20 protein-coding genes are annotated in these 21431 nt (G+C 56.1%); 13 read left to right on the forward strand and 7 right to left on the reverse strand.

Going from position 1 to position 21431, the window contains the following annotated elements; genetic code table 11:
* Window positions 1–194: hypothetical protein (locus R3C13_RS12690; RefSeq protein WP_371311201.1), on the forward strand; the 194-nt coding region annotated here is incomplete at its 5' end.
* Between the two features lie 429 nt (window positions 195–623).
* Here the strand turns inward: R3C13_RS12690 and rfbC are convergent.
* A complete protein-coding gene (rfbC, locus tag R3C13_RS12695) occupies window positions 624–1157 on the reverse strand; it encodes a dTDP-4-dehydrorhamnose 3,5-epimerase (protein ID WP_371311202.1) in 534 nt (177 codons plus the stop codon).
* A 139-nt stretch (window positions 1158–1296) separates the two neighbouring features.
* On the opposite strand from rfbC, the gene R3C13_RS12700 reads away from it, so the two are divergent.
* From R3C13_RS12700 to rfbF, 3 genes are all read left to right on the forward strand, one after another.
* Window positions 1297–2361: an NAD-dependent epimerase/dehydratase family protein gene (locus tag R3C13_RS12700; RefSeq protein ID WP_371311203.1), complete on the forward strand. Its 1065-nt coding sequence runs from the start codon at window positions 1297–1299 to the stop codon at window positions 2359–2361.
* 65 nt (window positions 2362–2426) lie between these two features.
* Window positions 2427–3704, forward strand: a complete 1278-nt coding sequence (locus tag R3C13_RS12705) for a DUF4910 domain-containing protein (protein ID WP_371311204.1) — start codon at window positions 2427–2429, stop codon at window positions 3702–3704.
* Between the two features lie 188 nt (window positions 3705–3892).
* Window positions 3893–4669, forward strand: a complete 777-nt coding sequence (gene rfbF, locus R3C13_RS12710; RefSeq protein WP_371311205.1) for a glucose-1-phosphate cytidylyltransferase — start codon at window positions 3893–3895, stop codon at window positions 4667–4669.
* Window positions 4670–4770: 101 nt separating this feature from the next.
* Here the strand turns inward: rfbF and R3C13_RS12715 are convergent, their stop codons facing one another.
* The 5 genes from R3C13_RS12715 to R3C13_RS12735 all read right to left on the reverse strand — a co-directional run bounded on the left by R3C13_RS12715 (window position 4771) and on the right by R3C13_RS12735 (window position 12013).
* A complete protein-coding gene (locus R3C13_RS12715) occupies window positions 4771–6081 on the reverse strand; it encodes a methyltransferase domain-containing protein (protein WP_371311206.1) in 1311 nt (436 codons plus the stop codon).
* 337 nt (window positions 6082–6418) lie between these two features.
* On the reverse strand, window positions 6419–8137 hold the full coding sequence (locus R3C13_RS12720; RefSeq protein WP_371311207.1) for a PQQ-dependent sugar dehydrogenase: 1719 nt from the start codon (window positions 8135–8137) through the stop codon (window positions 6419–6421).
* Between the two features lie 296 nt (window positions 8138–8433).
* A complete protein-coding gene (locus tag R3C13_RS12725; protein WP_371311208.1) occupies window positions 8434–9849 on the reverse strand; it encodes an oligosaccharide flippase family protein in 1416 nt (471 codons plus the stop codon).
* 80 nt (window positions 9850–9929) lie between these two features.
* Window positions 9930–11102, reverse strand: coding sequence for a glycosyltransferase (locus tag R3C13_RS12730; RefSeq protein ID WP_371311209.1), 1173 nt, complete (start codon window positions 11100–11102; stop codon window positions 9930–9932).
* Window positions 11102–12013, reverse strand: coding sequence for a glycosyltransferase family 8 protein (locus tag R3C13_RS12735; protein WP_371311210.1), 912 nt, complete (start codon window positions 12011–12013; stop codon window positions 11102–11104). The genes R3C13_RS12730 and R3C13_RS12735 overlap by 1 nt, the downstream gene beginning before the upstream one ends.
* A gap of 162 nt (window positions 12014–12175) precedes the next feature.
* On the opposite strand from R3C13_RS12735, the gene R3C13_RS12740 reads away from it, so the two are divergent.
* The 5 genes from R3C13_RS12740 (at window position 12176) to R3C13_RS12760 (ending at window position 17307) form a co-directional block, all read left to right on the forward strand.
* Window positions 12176–13147 (forward strand): glycosyltransferase family A protein, encoded by a 972-nt coding sequence (locus R3C13_RS12740; protein ID WP_371311211.1) that lies wholly within the window; start codon window positions 12176–12178, stop codon window positions 13145–13147.
* A 207-nt stretch (window positions 13148–13354) separates the two neighbouring features.
* Entirely contained in the window at window positions 13355–13906 is a 552-nt protein-coding gene (locus R3C13_RS12745) for a glycosyltransferase family 2 protein (protein ID WP_371311212.1), read from the forward strand.
* A protein-coding gene (locus R3C13_RS12750) for an IS3 family transposase (RefSeq protein WP_291076907.1) occupies window positions 13884–15022 on the forward strand; the annotation gives its coding sequence in 2 pieces (ribosomal slippage) (window positions 13884–14142 and window positions 14142–15022; 1140 coding nt in all). Before R3C13_RS12745 ends, R3C13_RS12750 begins: the two co-directional genes overlap by 23 nt.
* A 10-nt stretch (window positions 15023–15032) precedes the next feature.
* Window positions 15033–15803 carry a hypothetical protein gene (locus tag R3C13_RS12755; RefSeq protein WP_371311213.1) on the forward strand — a complete coding sequence of 257 codons (771 nt, stop codon included), beginning with the start codon at window positions 15033–15035 and terminating at the stop codon, window positions 15801–15803.
* A 13-nt stretch (window positions 15804–15816) separates the two neighbouring features.
* Window positions 15817–17307, forward strand: coding sequence for an oligosaccharide flippase family protein (locus R3C13_RS12760; protein ID WP_371311214.1), 1491 nt, complete (start codon window positions 15817–15819; stop codon window positions 17305–17307).
* Window positions 17308–17805: 498 nt separating this feature from the next.
* Here R3C13_RS12760 and R3C13_RS12765 read toward each other — a convergent pair whose 3' ends face one another.
* Window positions 17806–18282, reverse strand: coding sequence for an outer membrane protein assembly factor BamE (locus tag R3C13_RS12765; protein WP_371311215.1), 477 nt, complete (start codon window positions 18280–18282; stop codon window positions 17806–17808).
* Window positions 18283–18356: 74 nt separating this feature from the next.
* On the opposite strand from R3C13_RS12765, the gene R3C13_RS12770 reads away from it, so the two are divergent.
* The 4 genes from R3C13_RS12770 (at window position 18357) to R3C13_RS12785 (ending at window position 21422) form a co-directional block, all read left to right on the forward strand.
* Window positions 18357–18941: a ubiquinol-cytochrome C chaperone family protein gene (locus R3C13_RS12770; protein WP_371311216.1), complete on the forward strand. Its 585-nt coding sequence runs from the start codon at window positions 18357–18359 to the stop codon at window positions 18939–18941.
* Between the two features lie 48 nt (window positions 18942–18989).
* Entirely contained in the window at window positions 18990–20024 is a 1035-nt protein-coding gene (plsX, locus tag R3C13_RS12775; RefSeq protein ID WP_371311217.1) for a phosphate acyltransferase PlsX, read from the forward strand.
* 30 nt (window positions 20025–20054) lie between these two features.
* Complete coding sequence (locus tag R3C13_RS12780; RefSeq protein ID WP_371311218.1) at window positions 20055–21026, forward strand: beta-ketoacyl-ACP synthase III; 972 nt, start codon at window positions 20055–20057, stop codon at window positions 21024–21026.
* A 102-nt stretch (window positions 21027–21128) separates the two neighbouring features.
* Window positions 21129–21422, forward strand: coding sequence for an integration host factor subunit alpha (locus R3C13_RS12785; RefSeq protein ID WP_371311219.1), 294 nt, complete (start codon window positions 21129–21131; stop codon window positions 21420–21422).
* Window positions 21423–21431: the final 9 nt, after the last annotated feature.

A 21431-nucleotide genomic window follows, 5' to 3' on the forward strand; every position in this document is an offset into this window, starting at 1 on the left:
GGCACTTGGATGGCACGGTTTGTTCACACCATCCCCTCACCGAGTTGGGCGACCCCCTCTGCGATGTGCGTCAGTTCAAGCCCAAGGACGAAAACGTCAAGGATGCCGTGCAAGCCACTGCGGGCAACACTGCTAAACCTACGCCCTTCTGGTCGTATGTGTTGTCCGTCTGGAAATGGATATCTGGAAAATAAGGGACAATGATACTCTCGGGCGCCCGGTTCAATCGAGCGCTATGCCGGTTGCGGGTGCGGTGCGGCGACGCAAACCATAAGTGACCTTTTAGCATTGAGAACTGTGGCTCTCGCGATGATCGTGATTGGGTCGCGATCTACGGCAAGCACTGCGCTCAAAAAAGTTGATTGGAGCATACTCCAAGCCCTAAGCTATCGATGGCCACCGGCGGTCTTATCGCCTTAAGAAAATCAACACGCTGAAACGGAAAATATCCCTACATATGTCCCTACATATGTACCTACAATTCAACAGCGGTCTCGACTTAACGTATTGAAATATTTGGATTTTATGTTTTGCGCGGAGCGCATCGCCCGCTCCAATTTTTTTAAAAAAAAGTGCCACGGGAGTACGGCGGAGGAACCAAAGTCGGCGACCCGCTTCGCGGTTCATCCGATCGGGAACGGCGGCCAGTTCAGGTCCTTGTCGGCGATGACGGCGATATCGCCGGGCCAATGGATTCCGAATGCCGGATCGTCATAACGGGCGCCCCTGTCCTGGCCGGGCTGGTAGAATTCGGAGATCAAGTAGAGGACCTCCGTGTCGTCCTGTAGGGTCAGGAAGCCGTGCAGGAACCCTTTTGGCACGTAAAGCTGGCAGCGACATTCCGCCGAAAGTTCAAATCCTTCGTGTTTCAGATAGGTCGGACTTTCTGGCCGGACATCCACAATCACGTCATAGATTGCGCCGCGTGTGACCCGTACAAGTTTCTCCTCAAGGTAGGGGGCGCGCTGCATGTGCATCCCCCGCAAGGTTCCTTTGGACCGGGATACTGAGAAACTATGCTGGACGTATTGGGTCTCCAGACCGTTCGCTGCGAACTCCTTCTCGCAGAAGGTCCGGGCGAAAGCACCGCGCGGGTCGCCAAACGGCTCAAGCTCTATGAATTTTGCGTCACGGAGCGACGTGTCTTTAAACCGCACTTGTTAAGCCTTCGGGCGTGACGTATTGAACCGGTTACTTGGATTGCGTTGATCGCAGATGTTTGGAAGCAATACTTGCTGGCATAGGAAATGCAAGCAACGCCGGTAGGACAACCGGATTTACCAGGAACAATTTGTTATGCGCGTACTGTTTACCGGTGCTGATGGCTACATCGGTGCACTGCTTGGCCCTTATCTACTTGAACGCGGAATCGATGCCGTAGGCCTCGACACCGGGTTTTATCGTCAGGGTTGGCTCTACCCGATGACGGGACCGCAGCCCGCCGTTATCACCAAGGACTTGCGCGAAGTGACCCTCGAAGACCTGCAGGGCTTCGACGCGATCGCTCACCTTGCCGAACTGTCCAACGATCCGCTGGGTCAGCAGGATCCGGCGCTGACGCATGAAATCAATCATGGTGGCTCGCTCCGCCTTGCCGAACTTGCCCGTAAGGCAGGGGTCAAGCGGTTCGTCTATATGTCATCCTGTTCCGTGTATGGCGTTGGCTCACCAGATTCAATCCTGGATGAAACTTCCCCGGTTAATCCGCAGACTGCTTATGCCGAATGCAAGGTGAAAGTGGAGCGCGACCTGACCAATATGGCCGGAGACGACTTCGTGCCCTGCTTCCTGCGTAATGCGACGGCCTATGGTGCGTCGCCGCGTCAGCGGTTTGATATTGTCCTGAACGACCTTTGCGGCCTTGCCTGGACCACCAAGGAAATCAAGCTGCTTTCCGATGGCTCGCCGTGGCGTCCGCTCGTTCATGCTCTGGACATGTGCCAGGCAATTCATCTTTCACTTATCGCACCTGCTGATGCGGTGCGCGGTCAGGTCTACAATGTCGGCTCCAGCGACCAGAATTACCGCGTGATCGATATCGCCCGGATTGTTGCGAACGAGTTTCCGGGTTGCGAGCTGACGATCGGAAAGCCTTCGGCTGACAATCGGTCCTACCGTGTCAATTTTGACAAGATCCAGAAGGTCCTGCCCGATTTCCAGTGCCGCTGGACGGCCGAGAAGGGGGCCCAGCAAATGCGACGCCTGTTCGAGCGCATTGACATGAAGGCCGAGGACTTCCAGGCGCCGCCCTACACCCGCCTGAAGATGCTGAACAAACTCAGAAAGGCCGGCCTCCTAAACGACAAGCTTTTCTGGGCAGAACCCGACCCGGTCGGCGCCGAGGTTGCAAGCCAGGGCTGAAAGATGGCAGACCGGTGCTGTCCTAATTCCGGTCTTTCCATGCCAAAAGGTGCAATCGAATTGATATGAGTACCGGCAACGATCTCTATGAGCTGATTGTGCGTCTGTACCCGATCTGCCGGTCGATTACGGGCGATGGCGTCCGGCAAACCCTGTCCATTCTGTCTGAATACATTCCCCTTGATGTGGTCGAGACACCCTCGGGGACAGATGTTTATGACTGGACGGTTCCGGACGAGTGGAACATCCGCGATGCCTATGTCGCGGATGCGTCTGGCCGCAAAGTCATCGATTTTCAAGCGCACAATCTGCATGTTCTGAATTATTCCGTAGGCATACGAAAGCGGATGACGTTGGAGGAGCTGCGCCCGCATCTGTATTCATTGCCGGATCAGCCGGATCTGATCCCCTACCGTACCAGCTACTACTCCCGGAACTGGGGGTTCTGCCTGGCGGACAAGGACCTCAAGGCCCTGGAAGAGGGTGAGTACGAGGTCGTCATCGACTCCACGCTTGAGCCTGGCTCGCTCACCTACGGTGAACTTGTCGTGCCGGGCGAGACAGACGAGGAAGTGCTGGTCTCGACCCATATTTGCCACCCCTCGCTTGCGAACGACAATCTTTCCGGCATTGCAATTGCGACCTTCCTTGCGCGGTCGCTCGCGTCGAAGCGATCACGGTTCACTTATCGCTTCGTCTTTGTGCCAGGGACGATCGGCTCAATTACCTGGCTGTCGCGCAATGAAGAGACCGTGAAGCGCATCCGGCACGGATTTGTCCTGACCGGCCTCGGGGACGCCGGCGGACTGGTCTACAAGCAGTCGCGTCGGGGCAATGTGTCGACGGACCGGATTGCAGAACACGTCCTGAATACGCGGGCACAGCCTGGAAGGATCATTCCGTGGCATCCTTATGGCTATGACGAGCGCCAATATTGCTCGCCCGGCTTTGACTTGCCGGTTGGCCGCCTGAGCCGCTCGCCGCACGGTGAATTCCCCGAATATCATACCAGCGCCGACAACCTGGGCTTCGTGAAAGCGGAGCAACTCGAAGACTCGTTGAAGTGCGTTGAGGAAATCCTCGAGGTTATCGAAGAGGATGCGATCTACCAGAACCTCAACCCGAAAGGGGAGCCGCGTCTCGGCAAGCGCGGCCTGTATCGCAGCGTCGCAGGCCAGACGGACAAGCAGTGGAGCGAGCTGGATCTGCTTTGGGTGCTAAGCGGCTCGGACAGCGAGCAGTCTCTGCTGGATATTGCGGTTCACGCGAAGCGTCCTTTCAGTTCCATCCGGAGAGCGGCAGACGATCTCATTTCAGCAGGGCTGCTGAAGCAGGTGCGCTGAGTAGTGCAACCAGCGGGGCGAGTCGATGTGCCGTTGAAGCGGCCCGGACCTAACAGGTCGTCCGGCAAGGGACTTGCTACGTTAGTGGCAAGTGTTTCTGATTGAGCACTTCAACGGACCATTAAGTGGGCCGTGCGAAGAAAAGGTACAAGTCCGGGGAGCTTCCGGCAAACTCGAAGTGGTTCGACATGAAGGCAGTCATTCTAGCAGGCGGTTTTGGCACACGCATTAGCGAGGAGACCGGCATCCGGCCAAAGCCGATGGTCGAAATCGGCGGCAAGCCGATCATCTGGCACATCATGAAAATGTATGCCGCACACAACATCACGGATTTCGTGGTACTCGGCGGTTACAAGGTCGATTTCATCCGCGACTACTTCTACAATTATGTGCGCTCCAATAGCGATTTCACAATTGATCTGCTGACGGGCGATATCGTCTGGCAAAAGGCGGAGTCAGAACCTTGGCGTGTGACGATCCTGGACACCGGGATCAATTCCATGACCGGCGGCAGAATCCTTAAGGCGCGCGAACATATCGGCGAGGAGGCATTCTGCTTGACCTATGGCGACGGCGTTAGTGATGTCGACATCACCAAGCTGGTCGATTTTCACAAAAACAGTGGATGTGCCTGTACCGTGACCGCTGTGGTTCCAGAGGGTAGGTTCGGCGTTCTCACATTCAATGAGGGCCGCGACCGGGTTACGGCCTTTCGTGAGAAGGACAAGGAGGACGTTGGATTGATCAACGGCGGGTTCTTCGTGTGTGAACCGGCAGTGTTCGATGTCATCGATGACGAGCTGACGGTTTGGGAGCAGCAGCCACTTAACCGTCTCGTAGAGCAAGGGCAGCTGGCCTCGTTCATCCATCGGGGGTTCTGGCAGTCCATGGACACATTGCGCGACCGGAACGTGCTTGAGCAGCGCTGGGCGACGGGCAAGGCGCCCTGGAAGATTTGGGACTAAGCAGGAAGAATTGGGACCATGAGCGTAGCGCGACCATTCGAAAGCCAAGAAAAAGCCGGGCAATTTGCCCGGCTTTTTTGATTTGATCAGGAATGGCAGGCCTAATCGAGGATTTCCGGCTTTGGCACCGGCACGATGAACTTTCCGCCCCATTCGCGGATGCCGGCCAGCTGGCCCATGATCTCGTCCTTGATGTTCCAGACGAGGATCAGGACATAATCGGGCTTGCGTTCGTCAATTGCCTTGGGGTGGAGGATCGGGACGCGTACGCCTGGAACAAACTTGTTCTGTTTCGAGGGGGCGAGGTCGCAGGTGAAGTCGATGAAATCGCGCGCAACGCCGCAGAAGTTGAGCAAGGTGCCGGCTTTGGCCGGCGCGCCGTAAGCTGCAATTGTCTTGCCTTCGCGCTTTAGGCCAATCAGGAGCTCAAGAAGATCGTGCTTGATGCTGCGAACTTTCGCGCCCCACGCTAGGTAAGTTTCAGTGCGGTCGAGCCCATATGCCCGCTCCTCTTCAAGCAGAGCTGCAAGTCGCTCTGTGGGTTGGTGCGAAGCGTCCTTGCGGCAGGCGAACAGGCGAATTGAGCCGCCATGGGTCCACTGGCCTTGTGCATCGAACAGGCGCATTCCGTTTGAAGCGAAGAACCGCTCGGCGGCCAATACCGAAATATAAGAGAAATGCTCGTGATAGATCGTGTCGAATTGCAGGTTTTGCATGAGGCGCAGCAGGTGCTGAATCTCATATACGGCGACGCCTTCCGGTTTCAGCAGGATCTCTGCACCGCTGACGAAGTCATTGATGTCCGGTACGTGCGCCAGCACGTTGTTGGCGATCATCAGATCGGCCGAGTGGCCTTCCGATACCAAGCGGCTGGCCAGGTCGCGGCCGAAGAATTCGACACGGGTGTCGATTCCCTTGCTGCGCGCCACCGCCGCGACGCTTTCGCATGGCTCTACGCCAACGCATGGAACGTTTTTCGCCATGACGTATTGAAGCAGGTATCCATCATTGCAGGCGAGCTCGACCACCTTGGAGTCCGTCCCAATGCCGAACCGATCAATCATGTCTTCAGCATAGGATTTTGCGTGAGCGAGGAAGCTGGTCGAGGCTGACGAGAAATAAGCGTAGTCTTCTCGGAATATATCATCCGCCGCGAGCACATCGCGCGTCTGCGCCAGCGCGCAATTCGAGCAGACCCAAACTTCAAGCGGATAAAAAGGCTCTGCCATCGCATAGCGTTCAGGAGCAACATAATCGTTAGCGATCGGGCTCGTTCCGAGGTCGACCAGCTGCACCGTCAGTACTTCACCGCAATGGCGGCAATGTACCGGCTCGCCGGGATCGGTAATTGTGGCGGTACCGCCCCGGTCAATCGGTTTGGGCGCGTTAAGGATCAGGGCATCGTCGCTCATTGTGTATCTCCGGGAATCACTACGGCGAGCAGCAAGAAAAATGCCGGAACAGCGGGTAATTCAAAGTGCCTGCCACAAAAAGCCATAGCCCAAAATGGATTTCATTATCATTTCCGGCAATGGATCATTTTCGAAAGCATGTGTGAAATCAGCTCGAGCATCGTTTCCGGTCGCTGTGGAGGGAGTTTTGCTGCTTCCACGCCACGGCAGCGGTAGCGAGACATTGGCTCGCATATCGCGCCCAAGGGGGATAGAATATCAAGGTGAGCACCGTGTGTGAAACCGGAATTTAACGCCCAACACGCGCCTGTGGTATTCATCCGATTTGGGTTGCCGCCTATTCTTTTTCGCTCAGGAAGTCGACGATCGCGGCGCGCTCATATTCGTTCAGGTGCGTATTCGGCATGGGCGTCCCGGGCGCCAGTTCCTGCGGGTTTTCCAGAAACTTGATCAACGATGACCTGGTCCATTTCCCTTTTACTGCTGCGAGAGACGTTGAGTAGTTGTACATTTCATCGCCTGCGATTTGAGCGCCGACAATGCCATTCAGCGGCGGCGCAATATGAGTTTCGCCATCTAGCCGGTGGCATTGTGAGCAATTGAGCATGTAATGCGCTTCCCCCCACGCGAGCCTGTCTTTTGCGGGATCTGACGGGGGCTCGTGATCAGCAACGGCATTGTAGCCCGTGACCGTCGAGGAAATTGTCTGAGAACTGCCGTGGCCCGCGTCTGCTTCTTTTAGCAATACGAGCTTGTCATCATCACTGAGCAGCACGATCAAGCCATTCGAAAGCACCATGATGTCTCTGAGCCGAGTTCCAAGCCTTATTTGCTCCGCATAGATGATTTGGTCCTTAACAGGGCGCATCCGAAAGATGGATTCGGCGCGCAGGGTCGTGAGCAGAATATCGTTTTTCCAATGCTCCAGTCGCTCGGTTGCGTCAACGATGGCGAGCCCGCTGGTTCCAACAGATGGCAGGAATGCAAGCGCAGGGCGCGTGTACCCCTCATGTCGGCCTTGTTTATCGTTGAGAGGCCAACTCTTTCTTGGGCTGCCGTAGTCGGTTCCCAGCGTCACATTCGGCCATCCATAGTCGTGTCCAAACTTCAACTGGTTTACTTCATCTCCGCCTTGCGGGCCGTGTTCTGCCTCCCAGATCGTTCCGTCAGCGGCGATGTCCAATCCCTGCGGATTCCGCAGGCCAGAAGCATAGATTTCGCTTTCGCCGGTCAACAGGTCGATTTGGATGAGCTTCGAATAATCGTTCCCGCTGTCTGACTGCACGATATCATAATCATGCAGAACGCCCGGAAGGTCGAAGTCTCCGACTGAAAGAAGAAGGTGTCCGGATTGTCCTTGAAGGAGGCGGCCTCCCGATTGCAGCCCATCGAACCTGTAAAGAGAGTCTGGCAGGGAGATGCACGCATTGACTTCGTAAACCCGATCCCATTCGGGCGAGGTAAATACCAGATCGTTCTCTATGATCTCTATGCTGGCTTTATCAACCACGGTGCAGATTTCTTCAGTCTGCGGCTTGTAGAGATGATAGCTTACGAAAAGATCAGCCTGACCATCTGCCTGGGGCCATACAAGCAGATCGAGTAACCGGAAGAAGCCAAGATTGAAGCGGCCGGTCTGTATGAAGGGAGCGTTCCTGACTTCTTTCCAGTTGATCGGGACTTCGGCATTGGCAAGTCCGATTGTTCCGTCTCCAGGATTGTAGACAACAATTTTTCCGGAAGTGGCGGCATAAATGATGTGGTTGCCAAACTGTTCAATGGCGCCGCCGAGTGCATGCCCGTCAATGTTGCCTAACGGTACTTCTGCTTTTTGTAGCGTGAGCAGGGCGGTTTCAACTTTTGTCCATTGGAGTTCGACCGTATCGGCAAGTTGAGGCGGAGCGGGTGTATTTCTGAATATTCGGGAGCGAAGCGCTTCGGGTTTCAGGATCATCGCGGCGGCAACCAATCCGCACACAAATGAAACTGCTACTGTAATTGCAAGTAGCGCAAATATGTGCCGTTTCTTCTGTGCAATTCGTTGCAAAAGAGACATGCAATACTCCTGATGATGCCGGGTTCGATTACTGAAGTGATCCGTTAAGGATAGGGGATAAGTAATTTGTCAAAATCAACACCAGATATTACATTGGGGGAGTAATATTCGTCCCCTGCGCGTATCGCAGGCATTATCACTAATTTGCAATACTTGTGCCTACGTATTGCCAGAGATGCCGTAACGCGTGCGTCGCGAATATTTCGGATCGTTCAGCGTCCGCCAGTCGAGTCTGAGCTTTGTGCGTGAGGTAGACAATTCATTGTGCTGCTAAGCGGCCGGAGTATGCATTCAAATCATCCGTTTTTGTTGCGGTTACGTACCAGGTCTAAGCGTTCGATCAGCCACCTCCTGTGCAAGATAAAGATCCACCCCAAATAAACCGGAGCACCGATCAATACGCTCAAGGCGACGCGTAACGCCGGGGACCACGTAGCGGCTAGCGTATAAAATCCGTATACGGTTAAAACCATAATGAGTGTTGCCGATACGGCAGGGAAGAGTCCGAGATAGTGTTCTCTTGCGGGCAATTCGATGCGGCGATGGATGATCGCGTTGCCGATGAAAGAAAGAAAGAACGATGGAGCGGACATGCCGACTACGGCCACCGCCGGTGATACATTTGTCAGTGCGATCAGTGTTCCGACGCAAATGGCCACGTTTACAATGGTGAAGGTCAGTGATGGCCTGTTCATGTCCAGTGAGGCCATCGCAATAGCATTGAACCATGCGATCGGGATCATGAGTGAAACGACTGAAATGGCCTGCAGCAGCGGTCCCACGCCTTCATACGATTCCGGAAGGAACAGCGCGACCAGATCCGGTGCGACAATGCTCATACCCGCAAATGCTGGCAGGGCAAGGAAAGCTGCTGTGCGGATGATGCTGGTATAAATTTCCCGTTCTTCGGCCTTGTTTTGCCTCGCTTTGGACATCAGGGGAAACCACAAGCCCATCATCGGGCTCACTATAGGTCCTTGAAGAGTTTCACCAATCCGGTTCGCAGCACGCAACAAGCCGACAGTGGCGGTGTCGTACCGTACTCCGAATACGATAACGGTTGCGCGGGGTGCGATCTGATTAAGGCTCGAAATGATCCACAGCGGGAAAAAACGTTTTAGGAACGGGAACACATTGATCCATTCAATATTTGATCCGGGGAACCAGCGCGTGTGCTGATATTCGAATATTGCCGCGGTCAAGAGTGCTACAACTCGCTGGACGATCAGTGCCCAGACCAACCAGGGGGAGAAAGCGACAGCGATGCCGGCGATGCCGCCAACAAATGTCGATAGTATAGAACGCTGCGTAAGTTGTTTGAATTCGAGGTCTCTCATCATGAGTGCATCCATGATGGCAAGCCACGGTACCGGCAAAAGGAGCAGTCCTATTACAGGAAAGAAGGTTCCCAGCAATTCATAACCGGGCTGATGTCCGATGAAAAAGCCGACGGCGACCAAAGAAAGCGTAAAGAGTAGCGTAAAGAGCATAAAGCCAGCGAACGAAGTATTTAGGCCTCGTTTGTCAAATTTGCCCGCCTGAATTACAGCGTCCATGCAGGCGTAGCGTCCGTCAATCGCGATGATGTCGCCGAACACGGTTGCCAAGGCAACGATACCGAATATTTCGGGAGGCAGGCGCATCGCCATTATCAGGAAGATGAAGAAGCCCGCTCCCTGAAAAAAAATGAAACCCACGAGATTCCATAACATCCCCGATCTCATCGCCTGAGCGATCGAGTGAGTGTTATTGTCAGGCTCGGTGTTTTCCGGGGGTGCCGGCTTTGGGGGCGTCATCGAGTCCGGCTATCTCGTTTGGGGCGCGCCAGAGCGAATCTTAGCGCAAGTATCGTATACTTCCGCATATCAGAAAGATGGCCTTCTTTCATTGCAGTTTTGATAAACCAGAGCAATGAACGCGCCAGTGTTTGGGCGATGGATATGCCGGTATTTCCAAAAGTGCTGAGGGCAACAACTTGGGAGGCGATGGTTGGGTCGTCGATCAATTCAGAGCATCCGAATTTCGAGAAAAATGTCGCGCGCAGCGCCGCTTTCTCATCGGTCGACAGTTTAGATTGTAGGCCCGCCACCTTGCAGGCGGCAGCAAAATCCGCGAACGCGAGATTCCAGAGCTTTTTCCGGCCCATAACTGCCCCGCGTGTGATGAGCGCTTGCCGCCTTTGTGTGTCACTCAATTCGTGGTCAGACAAATGTACGCCGGGCAGGTAGTCAGATAAGCCTCCGTCGGCCCTGACTGACTCAAACAGCGATTTTTGCTCGGCAATCCATATATCAACGCGTTTTGACGCCTGCAGGCCTCCGTATCGGTCTCCGTCATGCTGACGCTGGAGGAAGACCAGCTTCTGAGTGCCCGAGCACGGAAACGCCCGGGCGAGACGAATTAGCATCTCGTAGTCTTCCGACCGAGGCAGGGTCGTCGAAAAGGGCCCAACTAGTTCGAAGGCGGATTTTCGAACCAGCATCCCCGGGTGGTGAACAAAAAAGTCCTGGAGTGTGGCCAGCAAAAAGCGATCACTTCCGACGTCTTGCCAGTATCCGCCATCGTACCTGTTCAGTTCGCCAGTGACCGGGTCTTTCGTAAACCGCTCATAGCGTCCATAGGAAAAGCCGATTTTGGGATCTGCTTCAATCAAATCAGTGAGAGTCTTGAGTGCGTCCGGTAAGACGAGATCGTCGTCGTCCACAATCCAGATAAGGGGATGGCGAGCAAGCGCTATGGCTTTGTTCAACTTGTCAGCTTTGCCCGAGTTTTCGCCCCGAAAGTATCGAATCTTTTCCCCAAATTGCGCCACTGTCTCGCGCGTCTGGTCAGTAGAGCCGTCATCAGCAACGATGATTTCACCTGGCGGCAGCGTCTGTGCCAATAGACTGTTAAGCGTCTCCACCAGCAACGCTGAGCGATTATAGGTCGGCACGATCGCGGTGGTCAGAGTCCCCGCTGCCATTACGCTTCTCTTAGTCGGCTGAGCGTGAGTTGCTGTTTGATGAAGCGGCGTAGGTGTTTGAACCACGACGTCTTTGCCTTGGAATTTACATCTTGCCAGTAAGGCGTTTTGCGGAGGTAGCGGTAGTACATCCAGGTCAATGGATGATAAGCATCAACTGACCATGGCTTGTTCTGTTCTGTATAGTGAATCAGTTTAGGCCGGCGATTGACGGGCAGATCTTCAGGTTCAGCGTACAATGGCTGACCCGGCTTCGGAATGATCATGTTGCGCTGAAAATTCCAGATCGGGTCCAGGCGTTGCCAGTTGTTCCAGAACATGGCGTTCAAGACGCACTGATCCATGTACTCAGCATCTTCCCACCGTGATTCAATGATGTTGTAGGCTGGATCGAAAGCCTGGTCGGAACGAATTTTTGCCAAATCCAGAACGAGCACGCCTGAATTGAAGTAATTGAGGCGGGCTGGTGGCAGTCCCCATTTTCTGGCAAAGGCTTCTGAGTCCATTCCAATATCGTACACTGCAGCGATCGGATGGGCATTCAGCTCAGTTTTCCAGAGTTCGCGGATGTCTCCGAGGACGACAATATCAGAGTCCACGTAGATTGCTCGCTGGGCATCTGCAGGGGCGAATTCAGGGATCGAAAGCCGGTAAAAAGCAGCACGCGAAATGTGGTGCTTCCTGCCAAGTTTCATGACCCGTTCATCGGTTACCATCGGCCACTGAAAAGCGTGCCCCGGTGCCAAAGCCTCGATCTTTTTCTTGTCGGTATCATCAATGCCGTCATTGATGATGAGGAAGCGGAACTTTGCGCCGGGACTGTTCGACAAAATCGAGGCGATGGTAACCGCCATGTGCTGAACATATCCAGCATCAACGCCAAATGCGATGAGGATTTCGTCTTGGTTCATAATTGTTGTTGCCATCGCTTAGCTGTGCCTTGAGACAGCAATTTCCGTGCCGATATGATTAGCAGGCTAAGTTGAACAATAGCCATACAGCATGGGCTGGCAATTTGGCACAGATACTGCTGCAAAGTATGCGAAGCCCCGTTGTTCATGAGTAGGTAGTTTATGTCGCAAAAACCTTTGGTTGTCGTTGTCACGCCTGTCTATAATGGCGCCAACTATCTCGAGGAGACCATTCAGAGCGTTCAGGCGCAGCTTTGGCCGAATGTTGTGCACCTCATTCTGGACAACTGCAGCACCGATGAGACGCCCGAAATCATCAAGAGGTACGAGGACGGCCGCGTGCCGATCCTGTCGTATCGGAATGATGAAACCATAAATGTCTTCGAAAACTGGAACAAAGCGATTTCGCTGGTGCCGTCGGAAGCGAAGTACATTCGCATTCTCTGCCACGACGATACCATAACTCCCGACGCGATTGAAAAAATGGCGCTCCTGGCAGAATCCGATCCAGGGATCGGAGTCGTGGGGTGCCTGCATGACTGCGCGGGTGCCGTTCAGGATTTCAAATGGCCGGCGAGCCGGAGCGTCTTTGAAGGAGATGAAGCAATTCGCATGATCCTCCTTGGCGAGGGGGTCTTGATGCCGATTCATGTGCTCGTCCGGAAATCGGTCGCAGACAGTCGGCAACCGTTTCTGCAGCAGTTTTCTTTGAAAAGCGGTGCGCGGGACTTTGACGCCATGATGTGTCTTCTCCAGAGTTCGAAGTTCGGGTTCGTCCACGAAGGTCTGGCCTTTACCAGGGTCCACGAAGAAGCGATTACGGCTCAGAATTTTATGGGAAAAACTCGTTCCTGGACTGCCGACGCTCTTTGTTTTCTTACCAAGTTCGGCCCGGATGTTTTCAATGAAGACTATCAGGAACATCTCCTCCGGTTCAGACGCTATTATGTCCGGAGGATCCTGCGATGGCGCAAGCAGGATGGCGGCGAACAAAACCTTGCCCGGCACTTTGAAGAACTTGAAAATGCTGGTTGGCACTTTGGATGGCAACTCGTGGCCGATGCGATAGCGGATTGGTTTCTTCAGCGCATAAAACTGCGCCGTAATTGGACTGGTTACCCGGGCTGGCAATAGCGGAAGAACCTGCGGCCTATACGCCCGGCAGCAGGCGGTTTTGCCCTACAACATGCAGATTGGTGCACGCCGCTGACCGTTTTCCCGGCAGTTAATTCAAGGATTTGGCTCGTCACTTGCTAGGTCAGGGTACGACCCGCGTGCCGACTGCTCCAATAAGGTGCATCGGTATCAGACGCTTCAAATTTTAGAAGTTTGGAACAATTGATGCCACTTCTCAGCGTTTCCATCTTGGTGCCCACTTTTAACCGAGCTGGATTGCTGGCTGAGGCCCTCTCATCACTGCTCAGCCAGTCGAGGCCCGCGCAGGAAATCATCGTGATCGACGATGGATCGAGTGACGAAACGGCGGCGATGCTCAGCGCCATGGGCAATCGGGTTCGATATCTGCGCCAGCCAAATAGTGGCAAATCCGCAGCACTGAATCTGGGCCTCGCCCATGCGACCGGGGATCTGATCTGGATTTTCGATGACGATGACCTGGCCGAACCGGACGCATTGGAAACGCTGGCCGGATTGATCGAGCAGAACCCGGAAGCAGACATCGCGTATGGTCGGCATTTGCGCTTCTCCGTCGACAAGGCGGGCCACCCTCATGCTTTTGACACAGGTTATTGGCAGACTTCCGGCACAGAAGATTTTTTTGTGCTGACGCTTGAAGACATGTTTGTGGTCTGCCCCCACGAAAGTGGTCCATTATTTGAGTTAGTTCCGGCTTCAGATATGGAGCTGAGACATGGGCAAGAGATCAACGCCTGAAGAGATCATAGCGAAGCTGCGGGAGGTGGAGGTCCGCCTCGCGCGGGGTGAGACGACGGGTCAGGCCGTGCGTTCGATCGGGGTGACGGAACAGACATACTATCGGTGGCGCAAGGAGTATGGCGGGCTGCAGGTTGGCCAGGCCAAACGGCTGAAGGAGATCGAGAAGGAGAATGCGCGGCTGCGTCGCGCCATTTCTGATCTGACCCTCGACAACCAGATCCTGCAGGAAGTCATCAAGGGAAAGTTCTGAGCCTTTCACGCAAGCGCGAGGCGGTCGATCATGTGGTGGAGACACTCGGCGCAACCGAGCGCCGGGCCTGCCGCGTGATCGGCCAGCACCGTTCCACCCAGCGCAAGCCGCGTGTGCCACGCCAGGACGAGGATGTGCTGACAGCGGCCATCATCGCCCTGGCTGAACGGTTCGGCCGGTATGGCTACCGCCGGATCACGGCCCTGCTGAGACGGGATGGCTGGCATGTGAACGAGAAGCGGGTGTATCGCATCTGGCGGCGTGAAGGGCTGAAAGTGCCAATGAAACAACCAAAGAGAGGCCGTCTCTGGCTGAATGACGGCTCCTGCATCCGGCTGAGGCCGATGCACAAGGGCCATGTCTGGTCCTATGACTTCGTTCAGGACCGCACGCATGACGGCAAGGTGTTCCGCATGCTGTGTGTGATTGATGAGTTCACTCGCGAATGCCTCGCCATTCGTGTCGAACGCAAGCTCAACTCCCGCGATGTCCTAGACACGCTGGGCGAACTGTTCGTGCATCATGGCCCGCCGGAGCATATCCGTTCCGACAATGGCCCCGAGTTCATCGCCACGGCCCTGCGCGAGTGGCTTGGCCGGATCGGCGTGAAGACGCTCTATATCGAACCCGGTTCGCCTTGGGAGAATGGATACTGCGAGAGCTTCAACTCCAAGCTCAGAGACGAGTTGTTGGCGAGGGAAATCTTCTATGATCTCAGGGAGGCGAAAGTCCTGATCGAGACCTGGCGGTGGCATTACAACACCGCGCGTCCGCACTCTTCTCTGGGCTACCGACCGCCCGCGCCACAAGCCATCTTGCCCGCGGCGTTCATACCGCCTTACTGTGGGGAGGTAGCGGCATGAACGCCGCTACGTGGAAACCGCCGGGCTAATAAATCTGGTGGACCACTCCGGTGGGGCAGACCAGGGTACGCTGGTTCGCCGCTCGCTGTATGAGCGTGTTGGGCAATTCGACGAGGCTCTTTGCAGGTCACAGGATTATGAAATGACGTTGAGGCTGGCGCGGATTGGTAAAGCCGTTGGCACTGATAAGATCGTATTCCGCCAAAGAGTCCATGCTGGAGCGAGAGGGAGCGAGGCGATGCCGATACAGGTCAACAACCGCGAGCTGCAGTGGATCGAGCATGATAAGATCATCTTCAGAGACCTGCATGCGCGTCTAGGCATTGAGGAATACCTTCCCCAAAACGAACAAAACAATATTCGGACGCAGAAGCGCTTAGCACTCCTTCAGCGCGCGACCGTCATGGCGCGAAAGAAATTATGGCAGCTGAGCATTGCCGATCTGGGCGAAGCAGCCGCGCTTGGTGGAAGTCCGCTTTCCCAGCGTGAGAAGTCCGTCCTGCGTCGTGCATTTGCATCAAAATACGGATGTGCAGAGATAATTGAAAACGATGATCTTGTGTACGCACTCTCTGGAGTGGCCCGCTCGGGCCCGGCTGGCGCCAGAATTGTGTTGCAGCTTGCGAATGGTTTACGTTGGCGTGTCAGAGCGCAACTGCTAGCGGGCAAGTGGCTCCTCGCGATGCGGTATTTCAGAGCGCTGAAGAAACTCAAGTGCACGGTTCAGCGGGAATTGACGAATATCGGGCCGGCTCGCCCTCATTCGATCGAGAATTTTTAGAGGGTCACATCCCGTGGCACCAGCACTCATGCGTCGCGCAGGTCAGGCGATTGTCCTGACAGCCCTGGCAAACTGGCTGGGGATGATCGGGGGTATCGTCTCGCTGATTTTTGTCGCGCGCATGATCTCGCCATCCGACTTCGGTCATTTTGGCATGGTGCTCGCGATCATGGCTCTGCCGGATGTACTCACGTCCGGGAGTCTGAATGAAGTGATCATCCAGCGCCGCGACCTGAAATCTGGCCACATCAATTCCGTTTTCGTGCAGTCTTTGCTCTTTGCCGGCGTTTTCTGGGGCTGCATTCAGCTGGGAGCTCCATGGATAAGCCGGGCGCTTGGGCAGCCAGAAATCGCCCAATTGCTCCAAGTGTTTTCAATCGCCCTATTCCTTGGGGCGCTTTTGTCCCTTCCTGCTGCGTTGCTGCAGCGTGACCTCAAATACCGGGAAATCACGCTCATCGATGTTTTGGGAACGCTGACGGCAGCCGTGGTTGGCATCGTGCTGGCGCATTATTTGCGCAACGCATGGGCGTTGGTAGGAATGGAACTGTCGCGCCGGACCGTACGCACGATTGGCTTTGTCACGCTGGCACGCTGGTTCCCGTCATTTCAGTTCACCTGGGATGAAATGCGCGACCTGACGCGATTCAATGCCTTTAACGCCATGACGAAGATCATTGCAGCGATTGAGGCTGCGGCACCTCGCGGCCTTATTGGTATGTTTCTGGGCCCGGCCGCTTTAGGGATGTTCAACATTGCAAGTCGCTTTCTTGATCAGGCGCGCCTCGCATTTGTGGCGCCCTTTTCAGCGATTGCCCTGCCGGTTGCATCCCAAATTCAGGATGACCTGCCGACCCTTCACAGGGCCATGGAGGGAGCAACGCGCCTGGCATCTCTGATTGCCTACCCGACGTTCATTGGCGGCGCGGCAATCGCGCCTGCGGCAGTACCGCTCATGTTCGGACCGCAATGGCAGGGCGCGGTGCAACCGATCCAGATCATGATGCTGATGGGACTGCGCGCGCCGGCATTCGCCCTGAATGCCGGAGTTTTGAAAAGCATAGGTCAGGTAAGCTGGCTGTTGCGCATCAGCTTTGCCTCTACGGCATTGGCGGTGGCGTCGGTGGCCATCACGTTGCCGTTCAGCCTCAACGCGGTCATCTGGGCAATTTTCCTTCAGCAAACGCTCATATGGATTTTGAGCGCCGCCGTTCTGCAGAACCTCATTCACTATCCGATGCGTCGCCAGATCCTTGCGGGCACAACGGCGCTAATTGCCGCTTTGCTAATGGGCGGCGTGGTCTTGTTTGGAGGTTCCATGATTTCGCCGGAAGTGGCCCCGACAGCAAAACTGCTGACCCTGATCGGGCTTGGCGGCGTTAGCTATGTTATCTTCCTTGTCGCGCTGGATTTCCGCTCGGCAAAGATAGTCAGCGAAGCATTATCTCTGATTGTCCGCGGGAGGGCGAAAGAGGCTTTACAGATTGCTCGAAAGCTAAGCTGAGCAATCGGCGCACGGCTGAGTTGCAGTTGAGCCTGCGCAGGCGTGTCAGAGCTTCCCTGCAATCGCTCAGTCTGTCATCCGGTGAGAGATGTGTCGATTATTTCATCGATCTTTGCATCTGCGCGCGCAAGCCGTTGGCGCGCCCGATCTTTGATTAACTGGGCCCGTGCCGCGATTTCGGCATGTGCAGTGCCAGCTACAGACCGCTTGCTGGCTCTTTCTTTCGAACCCAAGAGGGTTTGAACCCACGAATACTTCCAGCCCATAATCCTCCTCCTCCCGCATATGCGGTGTCTTAGAGAACGCGACTAAAGTTGCTTCACCACTACGCCAAACATCACCACAGCTCAGGGCGCAAAGCGCTTCATTGCCTGAGTGGCAACATCGCAGACGACACGCTATTCCCGTATCGCCTGTAGCGCGAGTTATATTTTTATAATCATTCGTAGGTATTTGAAAGAATACAGAAAAATAATAATTCCGGCTTTCGGATTTCCGCTATCGGCGGCCGGTCGGGTTGTCCGGAGTGGCTTCGTCGGAATTTGGCAGGCGCATATTGCCGACCGTGCCGAAGATCTGTTCCCAGATGCCGAGTTCGCGGCCGCGGGTCGGCGTTTCGCGTGAGGCGTAGTTGATGACCTGGCCATCCTCAGCGCCGTACACCAGGATTTCCTCGACCTTGTCGTCCGTTCCGAAGCTGATTGCCGTGATCGTCCTCGACTTCACCTTAGGGTGATAGAAGGCGATGCGCTCCTGAAATTCCGACATGTAGATCCAGGTATTGTCGTCGAAAAGGCTCTTGGTCGACGGAGTGCCGAGCTGCGCCAGGACCGTGGACCGGGTATCTTCGCCGGGCTGGATATCCTTGGGCTGCGCCTCATCGGCGACATAGCCGTGATACTCGCGGCTCGGGGTCAGGCAGGCCGTCAGCGGAAGTACAAGAAGGCCTGCAGCCAGAATCGCGCGTCGCGCCATCGGAGAACTCCTGATAGTGAACGCCTGAGACCTAGCGGCAGCAAGTCGTCTTTGGCAAGCGCGGGAGTGCAGGAATGGCTGGTTTGTGGCCAAGGATCGGTGGAGGAAATGCCCGAAAGAGATGCGCAGATGCGCTGTATCGCGGGCTGATGGCTGCCGCCCTGTCGCCGGAACCCTATGAATCCGGCGTGGTGGCAGACGATCTGGAGCACCGGATGCAGATGGTGACGATCCACGCCGCTTTGCTCGCCTGGCAACTTCCGAAACGGCCTGAACCCGCTCTGAAAGCCCTGCCGGACCTGTTGCACGCCCGCGTAATGGACGGATTCGATGCCGCGATGAGGGAAATGGGGGTCGGAGACGCTTCAATTGCCCGCAAGGTGCGAGGCCTTGCAGAACATTATTATGGTCTTGGCGGTGCGGTCGTGACTGCACTGGAGGGGGATGCAGCGGCTCTTGAAGGGGCGCTTGAGGAAATCCTCTGCCGCAACGGTGTCGCCGGCCCGGAGGGATCTGCAGCATTGGCTGCACATTTCGCCGCGCTTGCCGGGCGTTTCCGTGAGCAGGGTTCCGATGCGTTTCTTGAAGGAAACGCCCCGTGGGAGCCGTATCCTGCGACAAGCAGGCCCAGCGTTGCCAAGGCCTCAGGCGCGTCTTAAACACCGCCAGACCGAGTCCGAAATTGAGGCTCATTCGCGGAAGGCGCCATGGCACGCGGCACAACCCTGTCAATTGATGCAATGGGCGGCGATCACGCCCCGGCCGTCATCGTCGATGGCGTAGCCCAATTCGTAGCTGAACGGCCGGAAACGAAGATTATCCTGTTTGGCGACGAAGAGGCGCTGAAGCCTCTAGTGGCGGCGCTTCCGGGCCTGTCGGGCAGGTGCGAGATTTCGCATTGCGAACACAAAATCACGAGCGACATGAAGCCAAGTCAGGCCCTGCGGCGGGGCAAGGGCTCGTCCATGTGGAACGCTCTCGAAGCGGTCAAGGAAGGCCGGGCCGGCGCATCGGTCTCGGCCGGGAATACAGGCGCGCTGATGGCCATATCGATGCTCGTGCTGCGCAAGATGGATGGCGTCCACCGACCGGCCATGACGGCGATGTGGCCAACCCTGAAAGGGCGGACAGTTGTTCTGGATGTGGGCGCGAATGTGGAAGCCGATGCTGCGCAGCTGGTCACCTTCGCGATCATGGGCGAGGCCTATGCCCGGGCGACCCTGGGCAAGGAGCGCCCGAGCATTGGCTTGCTCAATATCGGCTCGGAAGAAATGAAGGGTCATGACGAGGTCCGTGAGGCGCACGAGATGCTCCGGACGCTCGACCTTAACCTCGATTATCGCGGCTTCGTCGAAGGCGACGACATTTCCATGGGAAGCGTCGATGTCGTGGTGACGGACGGCTTCACCGGGAACGTTGCGCTGAAAGCAGGGGAAGGCGTTGCAAGAATGCTTGCGACGCGCGTTCGCGAGGCGTTGACGCGCAGCATGGTGACCAAGGCGGGGGCGCTGCTCGCATCCTCGGGCCTGAACCAGCTGCGGGAGCAGATGAACCCGTCCAATGCCAATGGCGGCGTGCTGCTCGGCCTCGGCGGCGTTTCGGTCAAGAGTCATGGCGGGACGGATGCTCGCGGCTTTGCCACGGCCTGCCGTCTCGCGGCGGACCTCGCCACCAGCCACTATCCGGAAGAAGTGGCGGCCAATCTCGTGAGAATCCAGCAAAAGGGCGTTGCGGCCGGCTGACCGGGCGCACGGACTCATAAGGGAAACACAATGGCACGGCGCAGCTTCATCCGCGGAACGGGAGGCTATCTTCCGGAAAAGGTGCTGACCAACGACGACCTCGCCCACATGGTCGACACGACCGATGAGTGGATTCGCGAGCGGACCGGTATCAAAAGGCGTCATGTCGCTGCCGATGGTGAGCTGACGTCTGACATCGCCACCGCGGCGGCGCGGTCTGCGCTTGAGGCTGCCGGAATTCCGGTGTCCGAGGTGGATCTCATCGTGCTGGCGACGACGACGCCGGACCAGACTTTCCCCGCCACTGCCACTGCGGTGCAAGCCAAGCTCGGCATGACGGGCGGAGCCGCTTTCGACGTTCAGGCCGTGTGTTCCGGCTTCCTGTTTGCTCTGGCGACAGCAGACTCCATGCTGAAGCAGGGCCTGTTCAATACCGCCGTTGTGATCGGCGCGGAGACCTTCACGCGTATTCTCGACTGGTCCGATCGTGGCACCTGCGTCCTGTTCGGGGATGGCGGCGGCGCGGCGGTCCTGAAGGCCGAGGAGTGGTCCGGCGAGCCGCTTTCCGGCGTGATCACGCATCACATCCGGACCGACGGCACGAAGTCTGACCTGCTCTATGTCGATGGCGGGGTCAGCTCCACCGGCACCATTGGTCATGTCAGGATGGAAGGAAACCGGGTCTTCAAGCATGCGGTGACCAACATTTCGTCGGCCATCCAGGCAATCTATGACGAGACCGGCCTAACCGGTGCCGACATTGACTGGTTCGTGCCGCATCAGGCGAACAAGCGCATCCTCGATGGTGTCGCGAAGAAGATGGATATTGCCGAAGAGAAAGTGATCGTCACGGTCGACGAGCACGCCAATACATCAGCGGCGTCCATCCCTCTGGCCCTGAATCACGCAGTCCGGTCCGGCCGGGCGAAATCGGGCGATCTGATCCTGTCGGAAGCGATGGGTGGCGGGTTTTCGTGGGGTGCGAGCCTCTTCCGCCTTTGATTTCAGGCGTTAAGACGCAAAAACCAGAAAAAACAACTGACGCTGGCGCTAGGATTCCGTTAACAATCCTTGGCTACGCATTAACCTGATCGGGAGTTTTCCATGTCCAATCAGACTATCACCCGCGCTGAAGTCACCGACGCGATCGTTCGCGAGGTCGGCCTGACGCGGCAGGAGTCGTCAGACCTGCTCGATCGCACGCTCGACATGATCGGCGCTGCGCTCGAGGTGGAAAACGAAGTGAAGCTGTCCCGGTTCGGCAATTTCGTTGTGCGGTCCAAGGCCGCGCGCGAGGGCCGCAATCCCAAAACCGGGGAAGAGGCCACGATTGCCGCACGGCGCGTGGTCACTTTCCGTCCGTCGCCGATGCTGAAGGCACTCGTCGACAAGACCTGACCAGGAAGG

Origin of the sequence: Hyphomonas sp. (assembly GCF_041398385.1) — a bacterium.
GTDB lineage: Bacteria > Pseudomonadota > Alphaproteobacteria > Caulobacterales > Hyphomonadaceae > Hyphomonas.